This window comes from Pseudomonas sp. AB6 (genome assembly GCF_034314105.1).
In the GTDB taxonomy this organism is placed as follows: domain Bacteria; phylum Pseudomonadota; class Gammaproteobacteria; order Pseudomonadales; family Pseudomonadaceae; genus Aquipseudomonas.
On sequence record NZ_JAVIWJ010000002.1, the window covers coordinates 24,817 to 45,056 of the forward strand.

A 20,240-nucleotide genomic window follows, 5' to 3' on the forward strand; every position below is an offset into this window, starting at 1 on the left:
ATTGCTCCTCAATTACTGATACTTCTGCCAAGGATCGATGCTGCTGGGGATGTTGCTATTGATTTGGTTCACTGCGGCTTGGCACACCTTGTCCGCGACCTGATTCATGATGTCTTGCAGACTTGGAAACGACGGCAAGCTAATGCTCGTGGTGCGAATACGTGACAGGCAGGCCTGGAGTTGGTCTGACACTGTGCGTTCGCGGTCAGCCCATGAATCGGCCGCCAATTTGGCTTGGGCATATCCAGCCTGACTGCCCTGTGTTGCCGCTTGGCCGGAGCGGCAGGTCGTTGCATTTACTACAACCGGCAAGCAGCACAAAACCGTCAGCAGTGCGCCGCACATGCTTTTCTTCAACATGCTGAGTTCCTTTGCTGTTAGCGCTTTACGCCGGGCGGGGATCGCTTGGCAGTGCTGAGGGTGCCGCCGCCGGTGCGGACTTTGGGAGCGTATTGTCATCACTCCAGCGTTCATCAAACCCGAGGCGCGCATGCAGTGCCGGCGGTACTTCAGCGGGCTTATCAAGCTTGCCGATACGCACCGCAGTGTCGCCATCCAGTTTGAACGCAATGTTTTCGCGTGAGACAGCGACTCCGCCTGAGCGGTTAATTGCATTGCCGCTGCCAATCGGAACCAGACCCGCAGCTGTAAGCACGTTAAACACCATCGCCGGTGCGTCTTGACTACCTGGAAGGCTCACCAGCACATGCTGAAATTGCCCATCTTGACGCACTACACCTTGCAAATAAGGACCATCACCACGCACCAGGAGCATGTCAAGGTGGCCATCCTCAGACCAACTGCTCATCACAGGCTGCCCTGCTGCTTTGTTGTCGACGCCTGGACGTGGTGCCGACAGCGCATCACCAGTTTTGGAGCTTCCTTGCCCGTCCGGGGTCAACCAAAACAGACCATCTTTTGGCGTCGAAGGCAGCGGGATATCCAATCGCGTCCGGGCCATCAACGCTTGCTGAACCTGACCAAAGCGCTGAACGTCGTAAGCCGCCAGTTTCACACCGTCATCTTGCCCGGTGCGGACCGATGTACCACCCATCACCGTCAACGACCATTGGTTGCGGTGCGCATTTTTTTCATCAAAACGCATGGTGACGCCTTGATCATCCTTGATGGGCACGCGAACGACGACTGGCTCTTTGCCTAGCCACTGCAAGGTGACCACCTTGCCAGGCTGAACACGCGTTTCGCGTAGCAAACCTGCTAATTCCTTGCCCCAGTATGTCTGCTGGCCCGTTTTGGTACGCAGCTTGATGTATGTACTGTCGGTATTGCCATCTTCAAAGCGGAATGGCGCGCTCCCAAATGCAATCACCTTGCCGGTAACGCCCTGCTGTGCAGCTTGATGGTTCTGATGGACTTCAGGTGAGATGGTTTTCGTGAAGCCATTCCCCGGGGAAGGCTGCTCGTCGCTCGAAGCAGGCTGTTCATTCGAGGATGCCTGAGTCACTTTTTTTTCGGCCGACTGGCGAGCATCTGATTGCGGAATCTCGCCAATGCCCATTACCGGGTTGGCTACTGGCGCGGGAGCTGCTGCAGGTTTGCTCACGGTAGTTGCTGCGTCCGCCGGGGAGTCCGCCGGCTCCGCAGACGGTTGATGCGATGCGCCGTATGCCGGCGGCGGCTCCCCGTTGATAGAATCCCTTTCCACGGTCGTGTCTTGCAAGGCTTTGCGAGCCTCTACCAGCTGCATTTGCTGAGCAGGATTTTTCATCGTCACATTGAGCTGATGCTGGGCAATCAAACCGATCGCCTTTCTTTGAAACGCATCGCTACCAGTCAGCTCGATCCGTCCCCGGTAATACTCTGCAGCAGTCAGCAGCGCTGCCAGCACCTTCTCATCATTTTGGCTGGCACCATCGACCATTTCTAGGCGCATGCCCCGATCGATGAACGCCGGCTCGCCATCGAGCTTGTAAAGCACCGTCTTGTCGCTTTGCAATTCACTGGTGAGCCGCGACAGAAGTGCATCTTTGTCGATTTGACTAACTTTTGGCTGTGCCTCTTCATTCCGTGGTCGAGGTGGACCTACCCAGATCGAATCGCCGCCGGTCTGTGCCACCGGCTGCGCTTCGTCACTGCCAGCCTGCACCAGGCGCGGCGTTATCACCGGTTCTTCTGCCGGCATGGTTCCGGCTACGTCAGTAGCCAAAACGGGCTTCACATCCGGCAACGGGGTAGCACCGAGGTCAATCGTCTCGACTTGCATTTCCGGCTGCGCCACAGGCAGCGGAATGTTGTCGAGGTCAATGAGTTCACCAGCCAGTGCGGACCGAGCCTGGTCCGCAGGGATATCCGACAATTGCTCATCGGTCCATCCTTGGCTTTGCAACATGTTGCGCTCGTCGGGAGTGAGTTCAGTACCTAACTCAACAGTCAACTGTGTGGCCAACGGGGCTTTTACAGCTACGTCGGAAGCTTCCTTGAGCAATTCGGGCTCGGATTTCGGCGAAGGTTCAGAGGTAAGCGTCTCTGACGATTGCGGTTCCGCTGCCTCTACCAGGCCTGCTGCTAATCCCATTAGCGGAGCTTGAGAATCCACGGCAGCGGTTGCTGTGGATGCTTCGTCGAGTTGCGGTTGCATGGGGTTTTTTGGCGTGCGGGGGCTACGGGGCTTTTTAGCGGCCGGTGCCGGTGCCGTGACCTCACCGGGAATGGTCGGAGTTTCGGAAGGTAGATATGGCGACATGCCTGAATCTTCAGGTGTGCGATCGTCCTGCATGGTGTAACCCTCATTTATCTGATTGAGTACCGGCACGACGTGACTGCGCACCGCGTCAAGGCCTCGTGATTGGTGAAGATCGTTGTAATCAGTCAGCCCCCGGGCTTTTTCTTCATCGGTAAAATCGGGGTATAGGACTTGGCCACCGACTTGCTCAGCAGCCAACGTGGCCATCATTAGCCCCTTGTTCTCCGCTTTGGCGTGGTCAAAGTCCGCCAGAAACAGGTGAGTGCTGTCGGGAAATTGCTCATGCAGCACTTTGGCTACGGCCACCATGTTTCCGGCATCGATAGTCATCACAACTGGATGCCCTGTGGCCAAATTCAGGCTCCGGGCAGTGGCATACCCTTCGGCGTACAACAACGGTTGATCTGCCGTCAGCGCCCCCCCGACCACCAGGAAGTGCCCTTGTTTGGGCGCATCCTTGAAGAGGAACTTTTCCCCGTCGGGTGAGATGTATTGCAGAGTTCTGAACTCACCGGAGGCATTAAAAAACGGCACCACGAGGGCGCCGTTTTTTGTTTGGCGGAGGTCGGGCGTAGGAGGTATTCCCTTGCGCACCATATACGGATGCGCAGGTTCGGCCGCAGGCAATCGATCGTAGAGATTCTTCGCTGCCAGCGTTTGTTTAACGTAGGTCTCTTCGCGCAAACGCCCCGCTTCTTCCTGAGCCTGTCGAGCTCCGGCGCGGATATGCAACTGGGTGATCGGGTCAGCTTCACCCCCCGTTGCTTTCCAGTTGGTAACGGATTTTTCCGTTTCGGCTCGGTGGTAGTTGATAAACCAGCCGCCTGGCCGGCGATCAAGATAGCCACGGTATACACCGCTTTTTTTCCCGTTTTTGTCCTCGACAGTCGCCACCCGTTGACGCTGGCCATCCATCACCGGCATCCCTTTGATCACCAAGCCCTCTTGGGTCAAGGCATCGAGGAATTCAGCCTCCGCGTCCCCCCCACCGGCGCGGCGGCTGCTGTCCGGCCACCAGTCCCGCAAGCGCTCTAGATCAGAACCGGGCCGCGCAAAAAACAGTTTTGCTTCTTCATCCCATTTGAGCGCCGATTGGCCATTTGCCAAGTCTCCGGCGCGCTCTCTGGCGACTTCGCGCTCCTCATACGGCACTGCTAACCAAAACGGATGTTCTGATGTTTTCATGGATCAATCCCCCTCGGTAAAGCGCCGATACCACCATGGCCGACCGGATAGCTGTTTTCCGCGTGCCAAATACACCAGGCGGGTGACCAGTACCTTGAGCGTCCAGCCGAAAAACGACAGCACGCGAAAACCGCCGATAATTGCCGTGATGACATAGATCGTGTTCAGGGATGGAAATCGAAACCAGAACAGGTACAAAAGAAACAGCGGTGCCGGGACGCCATAAACGCTCAAAGGTCGGGAGGCATTGCGCCAAAAGCCGATCGGCTCGTTATCTGAGCTGTCGTTCATTTCGATCTCCCAGCAGTTGACTGCTCCGTGATGCCTGAGCAAGTTGCGGGAATTCAAGCTCAAGCGCTTTGTTACCCTTGGCAATGAGCGCCGCCACCGCCGTCTCTATGTTCCCCCGCACTGCCCCGGCAGAAACGAAGTGCATTGCCCACGCTTCACCCGGTGTGCTTTGAGCTATCAACGACTCAATGTCCCGATAGGCTTTCTCATCCGACTCGTCTCGCATGCTGGTCTCCCTCAAGTCGCCGTCAGGCGCATGAATGTGGTGAATATGAGCAGCCTAGTAGGTCGACTGGTAGGGTTTGCCCTGATCCCAGCGCGATTTCCAATGCTGCAGATAGACGCTGGCCACCTCAGGAAACCCCCACATCACCAGCGCGTTTTCGCTGTTTGATTTGGCCGCTGCGGTGGAATAGTTGAAGGATCCTGTCTCAACATTTTGACCATCGCTGATGATCACTTTGTCGTGCTGGATCTTGTATGCCGCGTCAGTGCGCAGTGGTATGCCCGCATTCGCGATTACGTTCATCGCCGCGCGGCTGCCTTTGCCTTCGTTGCCGTGCGCATCGAGCACAATCTGAACATCGACCCCGCGCTCTTTGGCGGCAATGAGGGCCTTGACTACCTTGGGCGAGGTAAAGCTGTAGCCCATTAGCCTGATCTGCTGTTGCGCGGCCTGGATGACGTTGACCACCAGGACTTCAGCGCCTCCTTCTGGCGAAAAACCTACCTGCACCTGTGCCGCCTGTGCCGCCTGTGCCGCCTGTGCCACGTTTAGCAGCACAGCCCAGAACATCAGCCCACCGCCAAAGTTTTTAGGTGGTTTCAAAAGCATATTCATTACCTTCACGAGCTTTTCTCCTTTTCCAGTTCTCGCAACTGATACGTCGTCATGGCTGAAGCCAGTTCGCGTCGGTCAATGCGGTTCTCTTGGTAAAGCCGCCAAGCCTGGTCAGCGATGCGGCGTCTTTCCATACGGATGATGCTGTCAATGTGTTGGCCCCACTGGACGTAGGGCATGCCCGCCAGCTTCGTGCGAAGCGGATCGTCGAAGATGATGTATTCCCGCGCTGCCTGACGCTGGCCGTCGGTGGTCCGCAAGAGCTTTTGCACCACGATGTACTGCAGCACGCCAAGCAAGTCGCGAGCAGTTGCTTCACGCATTTCAGCCGGTACCAAAGTCAGACAGCGAGGAATCGCCTCACCTGGCGAATGAATGTGCACGGTTGTAAGGTTGAAGTGCCCCAGCTGGCCCGCGAGAATCCCGGCAGACAAGGTGTCTAAGTCACGCATTTCACCCACGCCGATAATCGATGGCGCACGGCGCAAGGCCGCTCGGATGCCATCGCCATAGGTGGCCACATCACGCCCGATCTGCAGCTGCGTCGGCTCCAAAATGTCACCGGTGCGACCAAAGATGTATTCGATCGGATCTTCGATCGTGGTGATCTTGCGGTCAGGGTCATGATCCAGGCAGTAGCGGTAGGTCGATGCAAGCAGAGTGCTTTTTCCCGAGCCTGTTATCCCTCCGATCAGGCCTATGCCGTTGGACGGTAACAGGGCCTCGAACAGATCATTTTCAAGGCCCATCTTCGTCAATTCGGGAATTAGCGATGGAATGATCCGCATCGTCAGGGCGAGCGTTGTATCCAGCCGGCCAGCAGTTGCCTGAACGAAGTTGCACCGAAAACGCAACCGCTCTCCCCGCTCCAGACCGTAACGCTGGTTAATATCGCCATCGAGCTGCAGCGCCCGATCCACAGGACGCCCGCCTCGCACCGTAGCGCGAACCTCGGGGTTGAAAATTTCGTCCACCAATTTCGACAATATGTCATCTGCCAAAACGAACCGACTGGCCTTTTGAAGCCGCCCGTGATGACCAACAACAAGGTGATTACCACCCTGGATATGGATATCGCTGACGTTTTGTCGGGCGCACCACACGAAAAAGTCGCGCAACGTGAGGCTGTTCAACCCGCCTTCAAAGGGGAAGGGTTCAAAAATCGCGGTGTCTGTCATGGCTGCGCTCTGCGTATGACCGGACGCCACTGGGTTTTGTCGGGGATAAAACCGGCATTCTCCTTCAGTGTGCGAACGCGATCGCCGGTGGTAAGTTTCTGACGGTCGCCCGTTACTGTTTGCTGTTGGTCGGTGACAACAGGCTTGGTCATCAGGCCTTCGCGCAGGACAAAGGAGTACAACAACATGCCCGTATAATCGCGCTTGAGACGGTTAAAATTGGCTTCAAGCGTATGGTCCGCGCTTATCCGCCCTTCATCCCAACCCTGCCGAATCGCGGCTTGCCACAGGCCCTTTTGCACGACATTTTCTGGCAGCACTGAAGACTCCGGCCCATCTGTCGGCATGGTGGCTAACCCAGCCAGAAGCCAACTGCGCCAGGACGGTGGATTACTGACAAACCGTTCTGGGGCAATGATTTCGTAAACGTGAGAGGCTAGGTGAATCTGCCCCGGAGTGATGTGAGCCACGTCAACTGCCTCATCAACCACCGGCGGTAGCCACCCTTCGGAGCTGATCAACGTCCGAAAGTCGTACATCAGCTCAAGGCGACCAAAGCGCTTTTCGAGCGCCTGTCGCAATTCCCAGGCGCGCTGGGCTTTACCTCCGCGAAAACCCACTGTGCGCCCAGCTTCTTCAAGTAGCTGCCTGCGCGTGTCCGAAACATCGGCCGATGCTGGTCGTGTTGTACTCAGGTAGCTGTCCAGCGCCGGCGGCGCATCCGATGGCGTAGATGAAGGCGTCTGTACACATCCCATCAGGCCCTGAATTAAGACAAGCGTCAGGAGTGATTTTTTCACTGACGCCCCCCTGCCGTTGGTTGTGGCTGCGCAAACACCAACGCCAATTCACCCGGCCACTCATGCAACGTGGCGCGCCAGGCGGTCTGCATTTCGATCAGGTGCAACAGATTTTCATAGGTAACGGCACTGGCATGCACATTGACGGGCAACGGAAGACGCACACCGGCCCAGGTGAAGCGCACATCTCGTTGACGGGCCAAATGCGACAGCAGTTCAACTGCATCAGCGCTCCACGTCACTGACACCAGGTCACCGTCGAAATGGATAGCATCCGCCGGCAGCGGTGACTGGGTATTCATCACCCCTTCTTGCCACAACACTTGCTGCTGCGCGATCACCCGGATTAACGCAGGATCAGGCGTAGCGGGTTGTACCGGGGCTTTTTCGTAAAAAGCCTGGCAGCCGGCCAGCAGCAAGGCCACCGCAGGCGCAGCGAAAATAAAGAGCTTCATCGATGGTCTCCTGACACCCTGGACAGGGCGCAGCTATTAACGGATTGCGAGGTTGGCCGGAGTAGGGCCAAGCGCTTTCAGGCGGTTGTAAATCGTGCGAATTTCTTGCGCGTAGCGCAGACGCTTTTTCTCTTGAACAGCTGAAGGGTGGAAACCTGCGTTGTAAGAGCCCAGACAACGCCACGTGTTGCCACAAACTCGCAGATGGCGGGCCAACACCCAAGCCCCGGCCTGAACGTTAAAACATGCGTCGGCTAACAGGTCTGCGGGACGGCGAATCAGCCCCATGCGAATCAAGTGGTTGGCGTTATCGGTATTAATTTGCATCACGCCGTAATCAGTGCTGAGCAATTTGCCGCTCGCGTCGACGTTACGGTTCACCGCGTGCTGCTGCAGTTTACTTTCATGGATCCCAATCGCTTCCAGCAGTATCGGGTCAACCTTGTAACGCTGACCGGCCTCCTGAAAACAGAAAGCCGAAGCAGGAAGTGGCATTAACAAAACCAGGTAGAACCAAACTGACCTCATGGTTGGTCTCCACTACATTGCGGTGATTTGTACGCCTTAGTGATCGATCTGGCGTCGACGGCATTACGCCAACTGACTAGTTCAGGCCAATTACTTGGCGGTATTTTTGGCTGAAAATTTCCCGATAAACTCGGGCAGGTTCGCCTCCGGCTGGCCGGTGATAACACCCAGCGGCCCTCACCCAATCGCCCTCCTTATCGAAGCATTTTCGTAACTCGATTGCGGCGGTGGCTAGGTTGTCACTCGGTGACAACGCATCGCAGGGATGGACATAGTGCTGTGAGCCGATCCAACCCCAATTCTGCTGCGTCAGCCCTATATCCACCCCGTATTTGCCGTACTGCCGTAAACCTTCCATGACCGCGCCACAGGCCTCAGCGCGCGTCGCAAAATAACTGCCCTTCCCCTTAATGTTTAAGGTCCAGGGCCAAGGGTAATAGCCGATTCTTATTTTGAAATTGCTCTCTACTTTAGCCACGGCATATAAAACAGCAGGGGGAACACCCTGAGGTAGTGCCGCGATTTGATAGGCCGGAGGAGGTGTTTCAGCGGTCGCGTTAGCGCTGGCGACAACGGAGAGTAGAAGCATGATCTTTCTCATTGGATAAGCACCACCGATCCGAGAGGGATCTGAGCTGGCAGCACAATTCCCGAGTTGGCTATATTTGGAGCCAGTAGGACACCGTTCTGATTGGTTCCTACATTTATTGATCCGGTCTGATGTGCCAATTCGCCGGCAAGACCAGGTAACGAACCTACATAAAATGAATAACTTGTGCCGCCTGAAATGTAGTTACTCAAGTTCGGTGACTTAATGTACCAGCTGGGAAAGCTTAGCAACGTATCAGGAACGCGGCCCACAAATGCAGGGTTAGAATATGAATATTTTGCAACAGCGTTTCGATACACCAACATACTTTCTGAAGCCACCGTAACGTCTGTGACCGAAGCATTTCTGTCTTGGATAGCTTGTTCAGAGTTAAACATGAAAGTAATAGATAACGTTACTAGTATCAAAACCCACAGAAGAGGCATCGCGGCACCATAGTTAAAGCAGGAATGCAAACACTGAAAAAACACCCCCCGTACACGAATAAGGGTATGACTGGATGGAATAAGCTGTGTTTGCAGGAACACCGAAGGATATATAACCACTCTTAGACCAATCTGGGTTCGCGTCCGAGGTACCCGCCACGGATGAACCGTTTACATAAGCGACCAAGCTAAACTCATTCACCCCGCTGCTGCCGCCGTTAGGACCGCAGGTATAATCTACGCCACCGGAGACCTGAACAATAGCGGCTTGGGAGCCAGTCGTGAGTGTCACAGCTCCTACGAAGTTACCGATGTATTGGTAGGTTCCACTAACCCCGCCACCGCGCCATATACCATCTTTACAAGATAGGGCTAAGCCATGTACATCCCGACCAATAAGGCCATTAGATGCACACCCGCCACCAAGGCTCGCGATACCGTTGATCTGCAGATATTCGCCTACCGTTGTACGGCCTACAGATGCAAGCGTTCCAGCCTGCACCTGTCCACCGGTATAAATACTCTTGTCTGCATAGGCCCTGAGCCATGTTGGATCGGACATATACCAGCCACCGCCCCATTTTTGGCTGTACCACCCTGTATCACCCGTTGTTCTAAACCAACCGCCCGTAGTAGTTTCACCTGTTGTGTTTGTGGTGGTGGCATTTTCCACATTGGTATTAACCGTGGTTGCGTTAAGCGTCGTGGTGTTGGTGGCATTTACCCCGTTTAGGTTATTACCGTTGACGTTGATTGAGGTGTTCATGGTGTTGACTTCAGGATGACCTGCTACCGCATTGCGATAGAGGTAATCGTTGACCAGTGTGCCGTCTTGAAGAAAAAGTGCACTCGCGTTGTGTCCCACACCTGGGTTCATCCCATAGTTGCTAAGCGCGATCTGCCAACCTCCGCGCACGCCCTGAACGATGCTGGTATTAGTGGTGGGAATGAACCCGCCCGCCCCTCCTAGGTTCTCCGCGATTTCCCGGGTGCCTATCTCATCGATCGTTTCACCACCAGTGGTGAGGACAATCGATTCGAGTTGATTAGCTGCAGGACTACGAGCAAGTACCAAAAATCTTTGCCCGAATGCATTTGTGTCACCAAAACCGCCAGGCAGGTAGTTGGTATTACGAAGCATCGTTGTAGTAATTTGGGCAGGGACGGTGGGGGTTGCCACTGCTACGACGGCGCTGAAATTGTCCTTGAGGTACTTGGCTGCAGCATTGGCGACAGTTTGGTGCTGCTGTGCCGCAATCTGGTAATTTTGCGAGTCCTGATATCTTGCCAGCATATTAGCGCCAATCGTACACAACGTAACAAAAGCGATGATGGCGAACATGAACTCGATGGCGATAAATCCGCCTTGCTTTCTAAGCAATTGAAATTGCGCCTTAGATACTTCCATAAATATTCCTCTTTGATTGACTCTCCACGTCTTGGTCAACTTGTTGTACGTTACCCGTTCGTATTTTCTGGCGAATACCAGGACCGTCTTCACCCGAGAACAGTAGGCTCTTGACCTTGAGAGTTGATCTGCCGCGCCCTTTGTCTAATGTCTGGAAAATAACAGCCAGTAACCCCTGAGCAAGAATCTCCCGGGCATTACTGATTTCTGGCTGAGCGAGTGCAGCTATATACTCAATAGCCTGTGAGGGCGACCCCGAGTGCGAAGTTGTAATGATGAAATGACCGTTAATTGAGGCGCGCACAACTAGGGCTGCGGTCCGTGAATCACGGATCTCTCCGACAAACAGCAAATCGGCGCGAGTTCGTAACGCACGGAGAAAAGCTTCCTCATACCCCCCTGTACGCCGGGAAACCTGCATTTGAATACAGCGTCCCTGCCCGTGGGGGCCGTTAAGGTTAGTTTCTCGTGGATCTTCCATAGCGAAGGCTATGCCACCACATGCCTCCAGCCTGGCCACCACCAGCGAAGCAGCGCTGGAGGTTTTACCGGCACCCATTTCCCCACAGAAGATAACCAAACCGCTAGAAACGTCATCCAACAGCGTGGCAACCAAACTGTCAGGGAAACCCAGTGAATCAAATTGCATGATCTTCGGTTTTGCTTTCGATATCGCAAAAACTTCTTTTCCCAGCGAGTCGACGATCTGTGTGACACGCAACACCACACCATCCTCGATCAGCGAAAACTCCGGATCCTGAAACTCGGCAAAGTGAGCAGAACATTGAGCTTTTAAACGAACGAGGTCGTCCGTCCATTCAGACGGTGCGTCGACCTTCTTGGTCGACGCACCGTTGAGCCCTTTCACATCGCTGAAGGTTTCGCCTAAGTAGAGGTCTACAAAATCTGCCTCAGTGATACGGCTCATGCAGGCTTCCTTAAAATACGGTCCAGGCTAGGGTGTTGCTGGTGGAGTCGGTGCAACTAGCGGCTGCAGTTGCCGAGTCCACCTCTCCCGTAGTGCTCGATCCGCCATTGATAGAGCTGGTTACCTTCTGGCCACGACTGATTTTGGTTGCCAGGGTCATGCACGCATCTCCTGGTATGCCGTTTTCGGTGAGGATGAAAGTCATGCCACCCGAAGTGACTGTGACCGTTCCGTTCCAGGCGTTGTAGAGAGTGGTGCCGGAAACACTCATGTTTGGCAGGCCTTTACTGGTCTGGAGCTGCGTGACCAGGCTCGTACCTGAAGTACCGTATCCATTACTGCCTTTAAGCTTCCTCGTGTTGGCAATCAGTTGACCGATATTCGATTGTTCGTTACTTACATCGGAGCTGGAAAGCAGCGAACCGCCGTTATAGATGGCATAGCCGATGCCAATGGCGATTACGATCAAAACGAACAACATAGAAAGGTCGATAAAGCCGCGTTGACAGTGTTGACTGCGGGTTTTGCGTTGCATAGGAACTACCTCTTGATAGATTAGTGTTGAAGCGTGTTCGTGATGGCGGTCTGCATGCTGTAAGTCCCGATTAACACCAGGATCATCAGCACACCGATGGCCATGGACGAAAAAATCAGCAGGCTCTTGGAGTACCGCTCAACGTTCTTTAACGAATTTTCCAGCCAGCGATTACTAAACCGGTGAATGGCCTCTGAGAAGCCCTTGCGCGTGGCAAGTACGCAGAGAAACTGTACGGCTTGTTTATCCGGGAACTCATGACCGGCCAACTTCAATGCCATGCCGAAGTTTTTGCCCATCCGAACGCCATAGCGCGCAGCAGTCAGCCGCTCACGCAGCCAGGGCTTGGCGTTAAGCTCCAGGGCTTCCAGTGCATCGAGCTGATTTATGTTGGAGCGAAGCATCACAGCGATATTGAGAAGGAATGTCGAACCGTGCAGTGCCTTATAGATCGACCAGGGCGGCAGCCGCTCCAGACGCACCCGAATTGGGCCGCAGAAGTAAGGCAAAGTACCGATCGAAATCACAACGAACAGTACGAAACCGATCAGTGTCACCAAACCCCAGTTGTTTACGAATGTCGACATCGAATACAACAGAGAAGGAATGCCGGTCCAACCTTCAGGATCGGACCGGCGAGCCATCGCTGGCACCATCCTGGTGGCAATGATGTGCAGCAGATAAGCCATCAACGACCACAACAATGCCGGATAGAGCGAGGAGGTAAGGATCAGCGAGACAATCTTTTGCCGAGCTTCAATAGTGCGCACACAGTCAAAAAATGCTTGCTGCAATTCTCCTGACTTTTCGCCTGACGCGATGATCGCCACTTCTTGATAGGGCATCCAAGGCTGGCAGGCCCAACCCAATGACTTACCATTGCTGACGGTCGCGCTCATTGCGGAGCCCGCCAAGGCTATCGGGTGAAATGGCCGCTTACCCTCGTCGCTGTAGACATTACTGACTTCCAGCAACGCCTCTTGGAGAGGCACGCCATTTTCCAGAAGCGCCACCATGCTCTCGTAAAACTGGATGCGCTCCTTCCCACCAAATTGCTTGCTATACCAGCGATTAGCCAGTGCTGCGTATCCTTCGGTAAGTGCATCCCGGATCTGATGAAACGTCGATAAATGGTGCAACCACTTTCCTACCGACTTTTTGCTATGCCAGTTTTCACGAAGTGCATGCCGGAACTTCTTCAACATGATTCTGCTCCAGAATGTAGTGGTCGAAGTCCAGTGGACCTACGATGGTCTCTGCCATTCGTGGATCAATAATCCCCGCACGGACCTTCATAATGGTGTGAGCTGTCTTAGTAATGCCCCCCATGTGCTTGACCCAATAATTTCGGGCTTCGCTAGCACTCTGTTTGAAAACCTTCATAAATCCGTGAGTTGTCACTAGAACTTCAGCTACAGCCGTTCGGGTTGTAACCCCCAGCATTTCGCAGTGGTTGCAGCCATCCCCTAAGAGATTCGCGTCGTCAATTTTCAATAGCGCCAATCGATCAACCAAATCGACATCGAGCTCACTAAGATGGTCCTTGGCCGGTTTCCGACAATGCTCACAAAGGACAGGTATAAGCGATTGGTTCACTATTCCGGTCAATAGAGCCGGGTCTGTGATAAGACTGATATCCATGCCCATATCGACCAAACGCTGAAGCGACGCGATTGCGTTGTTCGTGTGCAGCGTTGAAAGCACCAAGTGCCCTGTCAGTCCGCCTGTGAATACGGCGATGCACGAAGCCAGGTCTCGAACTTCGCCGTACATAAGAATGTCTGGATCCAAACGCATGGAATTTGCGATGGCCTCTTCCCAGGTTTCATCGCCACCTTTAGGTGACTGGTTAGCCAACAATGGATATTCAGGCGGGTCTTCGACAGTCAGGATGTGCCGCGTTCCCTTTGTATCCCTTGCAACTGAATTGATATTGATTTGTAAGGTCTTCGACTTACCAGAACCTGTGGGACCAGTGATGAAGGTGACGCCGTAGGGCAGGCGACATAGACGCCGGATCTGCCCAACTTGTACCGACAAAAAACCTAACTCCTCCATTGTTTGCTTTGTCTCATCATCCGACAGCAGTCGAAGGACCATTAAAGGCCCGTCTACCAGTGGCCGAGTTGCTACCCGTGCGCCGAACAAGCTCAGTTGATCAACAAACTTACGGCTGACCCGCGCGTCTTGACGGATCTCAGGCTGATAATGGTCTTTCGATACATCGCACATGCTGTTGTAGAGCGAGGAGCACAATTCGCGCCCTTTAGAACTGGGAATTTCACCGGCCTGGGTAAGCATCCCATGCAGCCGGAAGAAAATACGCGTGATGTCGTGGCCAACCACAAAATGGATGTCGCTGGCACCCGCTTTGTGAGCGCGACCCATCAGGGCAATCACTTCTTGCTGTCGTTGGGTGGTAGCTGATACGGAGGATGGAGAGTCATCAGTTCGGGAATGAGCTTGATAGATCGCCTGAATCTCGCTCATGGTTGCCGGCTTGATTTCAAAAGCTACGTCAGCCCGCTCAAGGCGGTCCTGAAACGCCATAACATGGTGGTCCATCAGATGTTGTGAGGACACATAGAGGTATCCATCATCAGTTAGAGCACAAAGTTGCCGTAGTGCCGGCTTGGCTTCCCACTGTTCTCCAACAGCGGTTAGTACACGCCCAATGTTGCTAGCAAGCGTTACCACCAGCTCCTGATTAGCAGGTGGCATGTCCGGCCCTAGCAATGTCATGTGCTGGGCCTCATTGCTACTGGCGTCATGATCAGGATTGATCGGGGGTTGCGACAGGGTGCTCATGGTAAATACTCCTCAAGGCTGCTCAGGCAAGGTGGTAGAGGCCGGCATCCCCATCGGCATTGGCGTACCAGGTAACCCAGCGAACCCTGTAACAGGCATGCGACTTGAAACGTCTGCAGATCTATTCACGGGCGCTGTTGAAGAGAATCCCAAGGGATATCGCTTGCCGGAACGGGTTAGAACAACGTCATCCATGCTGATGGACTCGACCTTGTATCCGCCCGGAAGCTCTCGGCCACCAGCCTGTGCCTCGATCTCGAACCCGCCGCTGTAAAGCAGCGTGGCACGCAAACTCTGGCTTGAGCCGTAGACCAATTTGACTACCGGCAGCGACTCGGTATTACTGGATACGGGCTGGATGGGCTGATACCCATAGGGGGATGGTTGTAACGTTCTCGGCTCCTCACCAGCGATCGCTCGCTGTGCTTTCGCTCGCTCACCCTGCGCCCTGTACAGATACGTTTCGCTCTGCACTGCTGAAAGCTCACCCACGCTAATACCTACTGTGCTTTCGTCTGCGAGACCTAGCCGGGGTAAACCAGCGATGGCCAGCAACACTGGCAGGAACAAATATTCATTTCGCATAAAGGTCTCCAGTCACTGACCAGGTCAGTTGGTCGGTCTTCAGTTCGGTAGTGATTTCGCGCAATCGAAAGCCTGTGTTAGGCACATTGCGCAGCTCGATCGCCGGCGGCACCGAGCTGCTGTACTTCAATTCAAAGTGCTTCCAGTCCGGTGGAGGGGCTGGAGGCCGGGTAGCACCACCGGGCAGGTTTGCGGGAGGTGGAACGGCCACTGGTATTTCCGTGAGCGTCGGCGCCAGAGCTTGGCCATGTAACCAGGACGTCAAACGCGGCAGTGCTTCACTCGTTTGGAGTAATGGTTCATCACCCGCGAGTTTCAGCTTGAGACTGATCTTCAATGCTGCACTGTTGCCATGGTCGAAGATGGCCGGCTCATCCGAAAAGTGACCTCGCGTTGCATTGATCAACCCGCTGGCCGTGCTATTGCCTGTGCGCTTAAAGGAAGCAGATACAAGGGCGCCATCGCACACGGCTGCCGAGAACACCCACCCTGAAATACTCAAAGGAATACGGTCAATTGCCCCGTTGCAGCCCGCGATGAAGTCAGCGACGTCGGGATGCTTTGCCCACGGATGTTCCAGTGCTTGCATCGTTTGCTGCTGGTTAGAGCGCGCATTCAGTGCGTCCAGTTCGGCTTGGCGCTGCATAGCAGCGACTCTGGCCTGACGTACCGTATAGCTGTTCCATTGTTGCCATCCGATCAGAGCACCAATGACCAAAGCGCCGACTAACGAGACTCGTGTTAGCTCGCTTTTAGACAGCCCGAAGGTGAGTGGACGTAACCGATATTCTCGACGCAAATTCTGCGGGTGAAGTAATGGCCCGACATCGAGACTGTCACCTCCCCGCTCGAATTCTTTGGGCAGGTAGATGTCCTTAAATGCTATCGAGCTGCTAAGCATCTGGGCGACTTTGCGCTGAGTTTCCTCAGCGGTACCGACCTGATCACAAGCAGGAAGAACGGCGCCTTGATCCACTGCGACTAAAGCGTATCGATCTTCATTCGGGGAGACTCGCCAAGCGGCGATCCATGAATCGCCCAACTGACCGGCCAATGACGCGGCGAGTGAGTACATACCTTTCACTGCGCCATCATTGTGAGCGACAAATCCGGCTTGAATGATGGTCTTAGCGGGCCGGATAGCCACGATATCCATCATTTCTTTACGACCGAACTGGCGAGCCTCACGCATATAGCCCGTAAGGCTGTCCAGCGGGTGCCAAAGCAACCCGGTGACAAACGAATTGCCGTGATACGTCAGTATTTGGACCTTTGCTTGCTTGGTGGGCTTGGTGGATATCGCCTTAATAGCCATGGCTATGCAGTCCGACCGAAGATTTCGTCATCCCCGGCCTGGCCTAGCAAGATCGGAGTGATGAGAACAACCAGCACACTGTGCGTCGATGTTCGGACTTGAGAACCACCCAACCCCATGAATCCAGGACTGCCCACACCACTTTTGTTAGCGTCTTCGCTCATCTCATCGAAGCCTGACAGAATCAGCGTCTGCCCGCTGCGCAGCTTGACCTTGGGACTCAGACCTTTGGTGTCGTAATCGGCGGTCTGCGCACTGGATCCGCCGCTGGTAAATGTTGTAAAGGTTGGCTTCGAACTCATGTTGATCGAAATCATCACTAAGAGATCATCGTTCGCGATGATCCGAGGCAGCAGGGTCATGTTGAAACCAGAGGTGATCGTTCCGGCATTCAGAGCTGTACTCGTGCCAACTGAAGCCGTGCTGCTAGTTGAACTCGAAGGGATGTAGCCTTTCACGTTCCCGATCTGAATCGGTGCCGGCTGCAAGTTGAGGGTTGTCACCGATGGCGAGCGCACATCCGATACACGCCCTTGTTCGGCCAGCGCTTTAATAATTGCTGTTGAACCAGCCCACGGGGAATTGGCTGAGTCGACGATGCCAATCGACCCGGCGACGGCATTGGTGCTGATGCCAGCAGCGGTATTGGTGAGAGAAAAACCAAAATTGCCGGACAAGGATTTGTAGACCGCTTGCCAGTTCAGACCTAACTGGTCTGTATCGGTCAGCGTGACCTCAAACACCTTCACGTTGAAAAGAACCTGCCGAGTGATTTCAGCGTTCGTCTTGTTTAGGTATGCCTCAACCCGAGCCAACACTTCAGGCCGGTCTGTGACCGTGAGTGTGCCGGTTGAGGGAGCCATATAAAGCCGACCGGGGGGCGACTGGCTCAGCATCGATTGCACGTTGTTCTGGATGTCGGAGAGGATCGAGGTGTTGAGCGTTACCTTAGTGCTTTGATTGCTGCCCGATTCACCGCTAGCGCCCGAAGCTGCGCTGGATCCACCGTTGGTCCCAGCACCGGACCCCGTGGTGGTAGTCATGCCAGACTTCACAACGGTTTCAATTTCCTGCTTATCGCCGAAGGCGTACACATCGAAAACTTTCGTGTCGAAGTAGTTCACACGCACTGCGCGCTCTGCTTGAGAGTAGTACCAAGACAGGCCGAGTCGAGAGGTCACCAGGTCCAGCAGGGCCGAAATGCGGCCATTGAACTTGATACCGTTGACGACACTTGGCGCGGCGAATCCGGCAGTGCCTATTCCCACGCCTTGCCTTGGCCCTTGGGTCGGACCAGATGGGAATAACCCTGCAAGGCTTTCCGGATTTGCCAATGCAGGCCCCTGCGCGATTTGACTCCCCCCGCTAGCAAGGACGCTCAGCCCTGGGTTGATTGCTTCAGGTGAAACCAGTACCGGCACGCCGCACTCGTTGGTAATGAACTGCGCCACGTCGGTGATGGTGATGCTACCGGTAGGACGGTAAGTCTTTTCACAGTCAAGTGCCGTAGGCAGGCCGCGCTTTGCAGCTACAGGCTGGGTAGATACCCAAGGCTTGTCACTGAAAATCACCGTTGCACGCTTTGGCTCTGGCCTTTGGTTACGGGCGTTTGCAGCATATTGGGCTGCATCGGCGCCCTCTTTCTCTGCGCGTGCAGCCGATTCGTTTACTCGCTGCAGCGTGCAACTGGTGCACACCAGCAGCGCGATGGTTATGCAATTCAACTTGAAGAACGATTTCATCATTTCTTCCTCTCAGATACGTAAAGGATCCCCTGACTCGAATTGCCATCAACGACGAAGCTGCGTTTGGCGCTGTCGTAAAGAGGGAACATCTGGCCTATCGCATCTTGGAATGTGCCTTTGAAGCTCAAGGGCGCTTCGATTGGGTAGTCCAGATCCTCCTGATTCCATATCAGTTGCACGCTCGCTCGCTGGCACCACTTGGTAACTGTCTGGTGCAGCGTGGTACCCACAGGTGCAGACCAAGTAGGTAGCGGCGGAGGCGCTGGAGCCAAGCGCGGAGCAGGAACCACTGCGAATGGCCCGACGAAGGGCGCCGGCGTCGGTACGATTAGCTTTGCAGCGGGCATCGTGGATCCAACAACGGTGACGGGCTGGATTGGGGTTGCTGAAAAATCTTTGCTCGGTGCCGCGGTTGGGGCCGTGGCCACCTTAGACGGCGTGGCGATCAGGACAGTCGGCTTGCTCGACAGTGAGGGGCTCGCCGCAGCGGCAACAGCAGCTGGAACCACAGCAGGTGCTAGGGTTGTCGCTCGTACTGTGGATTTAGTCGACGTAGCCATTGTCGTCATCGGTGCTACAGACTTGGCTCCCGGATCGGCGGCTGAATACTTAACGCTTGCAGGAGCTGCTGGTAGAGCTGGGCTGGTTTGATACAGCCGGCGCTGGGCCAGACTGATAGCGGTCGCGCTTTGCGCAATCTGCTCATCCACCCAACCTTCCGCTGGTATCTGAGCCGTTTTTGGCGCGACGGTACAACCGGAAAGTGATGCAACTAAAGCCGTTAAAATAAAGGGGGTTCGCATAATTGCCTCGCAGCTGGACTATGGCGTGGTGGACCGGACAAAACTCATGTAGGAATTTTCATTTCCTCAATCAGCCGCTCTCCAGCCGCCTCCGCATAGTTTGTAATCAAATAACGATTTAGCTGTGCGGGCGTAATTTGCTTGCCGCCTTTGTGGCTAATATCGATAGCTTTATCGCAAAGCTCTTTGTATCCATCGGTCCCCACATAAACCACTTTCGTCGTATTACCACCCTGAAAGCTTCGAACCTTATCTCTCTTCATATTTTCTCCAGACAAATGCAAACACACCGCGATGCGCATGCATGCAGTGTGTTTAAAAGTATTTTTTTGGGGCTAAATCAGTTTGTTACCAGAGCAATTCGTTGACCTGTGGCTTCTCGATAACCGAACCGATGCGCGAGTACGGTTGGCTCCCCATATGGATGAGCACTGAGTCATTTTGCAGCAAAGCAAAAAGCGCGGTCTGACGCTCAAGCTTTGATTTCATCAATGCAATTACTGACAAGGTTCTTAAGACGTTGGGGGAGACATTACGACATTCAAGGCTAGTAACCTTTTGGTCGACCTGCAGCAGCAGGGATTCCCTCAATGCTTCAATCAGCGAGTTAGATACGCTGCAGATCTCGCCGCCGAACCGGACAAATTCTTTTACGCCTGGAATGTCGGAGATCTTGGAAGGATGCACCTGCTCAGGATCGAGCCGGACAAAAAGGTAACCAGGAAAAAGCTGTGTTTCCATGTATCGAACGGCATTGCAGTCCCGCCGTTTTTTTACTTCGATCTTGGTAGGGGCAAAAACCTCCACCCCCAACAGTTTTATCTTTTCTGTAACCATCTGAAAAGCATGAAAATTATGTGTGATCAAGTGCCATCGAAACATCCCTATACCCCTGTATGCGGACACGCGCCGCCACAAACGCGCCGTAGCCCATTCCCTTTCAGCGACCCTCCACAGAGGATCTAGCCCGTCGTGTTGACGGCGGCTGATTATATGTACAGTGTTAAAAATTGCAATGGCACACCGCCATTATTGATTCTATGCACATTCAACAAAGTTATCAATCACATATGCATATTATGCAATTTTGCACTTT

At 54.3% G+C, this 20,240-nt stretch carries 22 protein-coding genes; all 22 read right to left on the reverse strand.

Annotation, left to right across the window (positions count from 1 at the left end):
* Positions 1 to 12: 12 nt before the first annotated feature.
* The 22 genes from RGW60_RS23285 to RGW60_RS23390 all read right to left on the reverse strand — a co-directional run bounded on the left by RGW60_RS23285 (position 13) and on the right by RGW60_RS23390 (position 20,026).
* Positions 13 to 360 (reverse strand): conjugal transfer protein, encoded by a 348-nt coding sequence (locus RGW60_RS23285; protein ID WP_322207031.1) that lies wholly within the window; start codon positions 358 to 360, stop codon positions 13 to 15.
* A 25-nt stretch (positions 361 to 385) separates the two neighbouring features.
* Positions 386 to 3,889: an LPD7 domain-containing protein gene (locus RGW60_RS23290; RefSeq protein ID WP_322207032.1), complete on the reverse strand. Its 3,504-nt coding sequence runs from the start codon at positions 3,887 to 3,889 to the stop codon at positions 386 to 388.
* Between the two features lie 3 nt (positions 3,890 to 3,892).
* A complete protein-coding gene (gene icmT / locus RGW60_RS23295) occupies positions 3,893 to 4,180 on the reverse strand; it encodes an IcmT/TraK family protein (RefSeq protein ID WP_322207033.1) in 288 nt (95 codons plus the stop codon).
* Complete coding sequence (locus tag RGW60_RS23300; RefSeq protein ID WP_322207034.1) at positions 4,161 to 4,406, reverse strand: hypothetical protein; 246 nt, start codon at positions 4,404 to 4,406, stop codon at positions 4,161 to 4,163. The genes icmT and RGW60_RS23300 overlap by 20 nt, the downstream gene beginning before the upstream one ends.
* A 54-nt stretch (positions 4,407 to 4,460) precedes the next feature.
* Positions 4,461 to 4,976, reverse strand: a complete 516-nt coding sequence (locus tag RGW60_RS23305) for a phospholipase D family protein (protein WP_322207094.1) — start codon at positions 4,974 to 4,976, stop codon at positions 4,461 to 4,463.
* Between the two features lie 50 nt (positions 4,977 to 5,026).
* On the reverse strand, positions 5,027 to 6,199 hold the full coding sequence (traJ, locus tag RGW60_RS23310) for a plasmid transfer ATPase TraJ (protein ID WP_322207035.1): 1,173 nt from the start codon (positions 6,197 to 6,199) through the stop codon (positions 5,027 to 5,029).
* Positions 6,196 to 6,999, reverse strand: a complete 804-nt coding sequence (locus tag RGW60_RS23315) for a type IV secretion system DotC family protein (protein ID WP_322207036.1) — start codon at positions 6,997 to 6,999, stop codon at positions 6,196 to 6,198. Before RGW60_RS23315 ends, traJ begins: the two co-directional genes overlap by 4 nt.
* Positions 6,996 to 7,454 (reverse strand): DotD/TraH family lipoprotein, encoded by a 459-nt coding sequence (locus RGW60_RS23320; protein ID WP_322207037.1) that lies wholly within the window; start codon positions 7,452 to 7,454, stop codon positions 6,996 to 6,998. Before RGW60_RS23320 ends, RGW60_RS23315 begins: the two co-directional genes overlap by 4 nt.
* A gap of 36 nt (positions 7,455 to 7,490) precedes the next feature.
* Complete coding sequence (locus RGW60_RS23325; RefSeq protein WP_322207038.1) at positions 7,491 to 7,982, reverse strand: lytic transglycosylase domain-containing protein; 492 nt, start codon at positions 7,980 to 7,982, stop codon at positions 7,491 to 7,493.
* 76 nt (positions 7,983 to 8,058) lie between these two features.
* Positions 8,059 to 8,583 carry a Soluble lytic murein transglycosylase gene (locus tag RGW60_RS23330; RefSeq protein ID WP_322207039.1) on the reverse strand — a complete coding sequence of 175 codons (525 nt, stop codon included), beginning with the start codon at positions 8,581 to 8,583 and terminating at the stop codon, positions 8,059 to 8,061.
* Complete coding sequence (pilM, locus tag RGW60_RS23335) at positions 8,580 to 9,017, reverse strand: type IV pilus biogenesis protein PilM (RefSeq protein WP_322207040.1); 438 nt, start codon at positions 9,015 to 9,017, stop codon at positions 8,580 to 8,582. The genes RGW60_RS23330 and pilM overlap by 4 nt, the downstream gene beginning before the upstream one ends.
* Before the next feature lie 13 nt (positions 9,018 to 9,030).
* Entirely contained in the window at positions 9,031 to 10,425 is a 1,395-nt protein-coding gene (gene pilV, locus RGW60_RS23340) for a shufflon system plasmid conjugative transfer pilus tip adhesin PilV (protein ID WP_322207041.1), read from the reverse strand.
* A complete protein-coding gene (locus tag RGW60_RS23345; protein ID WP_322207042.1) occupies positions 10,412 to 11,353 on the reverse strand; it encodes an ATPase, T2SS/T4P/T4SS family in 942 nt (313 codons plus the stop codon). The genes pilV and RGW60_RS23345 overlap by 14 nt, the downstream gene beginning before the upstream one ends.
* Positions 11,354 to 11,363: 10 nt before the next feature.
* Positions 11,364 to 11,888, reverse strand: coding sequence for a type 4 pilus major pilin (locus tag RGW60_RS23350; RefSeq protein WP_322207043.1), 525 nt, complete (start codon positions 11,886 to 11,888; stop codon positions 11,364 to 11,366).
* Between the two features lie 20 nt (positions 11,889 to 11,908).
* Positions 11,909 to 13,000 (reverse strand): type II secretion system F family protein, encoded by a 1,092-nt coding sequence (locus RGW60_RS23355; RefSeq protein WP_322207095.1) that lies wholly within the window; start codon positions 12,998 to 13,000, stop codon positions 11,909 to 11,911.
* Positions 13,001 to 13,061: 61 nt separating this feature from the next.
* Complete coding sequence (locus RGW60_RS23360; RefSeq protein ID WP_322207096.1) at positions 13,062 to 14,609, reverse strand: GspE/PulE family protein; 1,548 nt, start codon at positions 14,607 to 14,609, stop codon at positions 13,062 to 13,064.
* Positions 14,610 to 14,708: 99 nt separating this feature from the next.
* Positions 14,709 to 15,281: a type IV pilus biogenesis protein PilP gene (gene pilP / locus RGW60_RS23365; RefSeq protein ID WP_322207044.1), complete on the reverse strand. Its 573-nt coding sequence runs from the start codon at positions 15,279 to 15,281 to the stop codon at positions 14,709 to 14,711.
* Positions 15,271 to 16,596 (reverse strand): type 4b pilus protein PilO2, encoded by a 1,326-nt coding sequence (gene pilO2, locus RGW60_RS23370; protein ID WP_322207045.1) that lies wholly within the window; start codon positions 16,594 to 16,596, stop codon positions 15,271 to 15,273. Before pilO2 ends, pilP begins: the two co-directional genes overlap by 11 nt.
* A gap of 2 nt (positions 16,597 to 16,598) precedes the next feature.
* A complete protein-coding gene (locus tag RGW60_RS23375; protein ID WP_322207046.1) occupies positions 16,599 to 18,341 on the reverse strand; it encodes a PilN family type IVB pilus formation outer membrane protein in 1,743 nt (580 codons plus the stop codon).
* Positions 18,338 to 18,688: a TcpQ domain-containing protein gene (locus tag RGW60_RS23380; protein ID WP_322207047.1), complete on the reverse strand. Its 351-nt coding sequence runs from the start codon at positions 18,686 to 18,688 to the stop codon at positions 18,338 to 18,340. Before RGW60_RS23380 ends, RGW60_RS23375 begins: the two co-directional genes overlap by 4 nt.
* 500 nt (positions 18,689 to 19,188) lie before the next feature.
* Entirely contained in the window at positions 19,189 to 19,407 is a 219-nt protein-coding gene (locus tag RGW60_RS23385) for a hypothetical protein (protein WP_322207048.1), read from the reverse strand.
* Positions 19,408 to 19,492: 85 nt separating this feature from the next.
* Positions 19,493 to 20,026 carry a transcription termination/antitermination NusG family protein gene (locus RGW60_RS23390; RefSeq protein WP_322207049.1) on the reverse strand — a complete coding sequence of 178 codons (534 nt, stop codon included), beginning with the start codon at positions 20,024 to 20,026 and terminating at the stop codon, positions 19,493 to 19,495.
* Between the last annotated feature and the right edge of the window lie 214 nt (positions 20,027 to 20,240).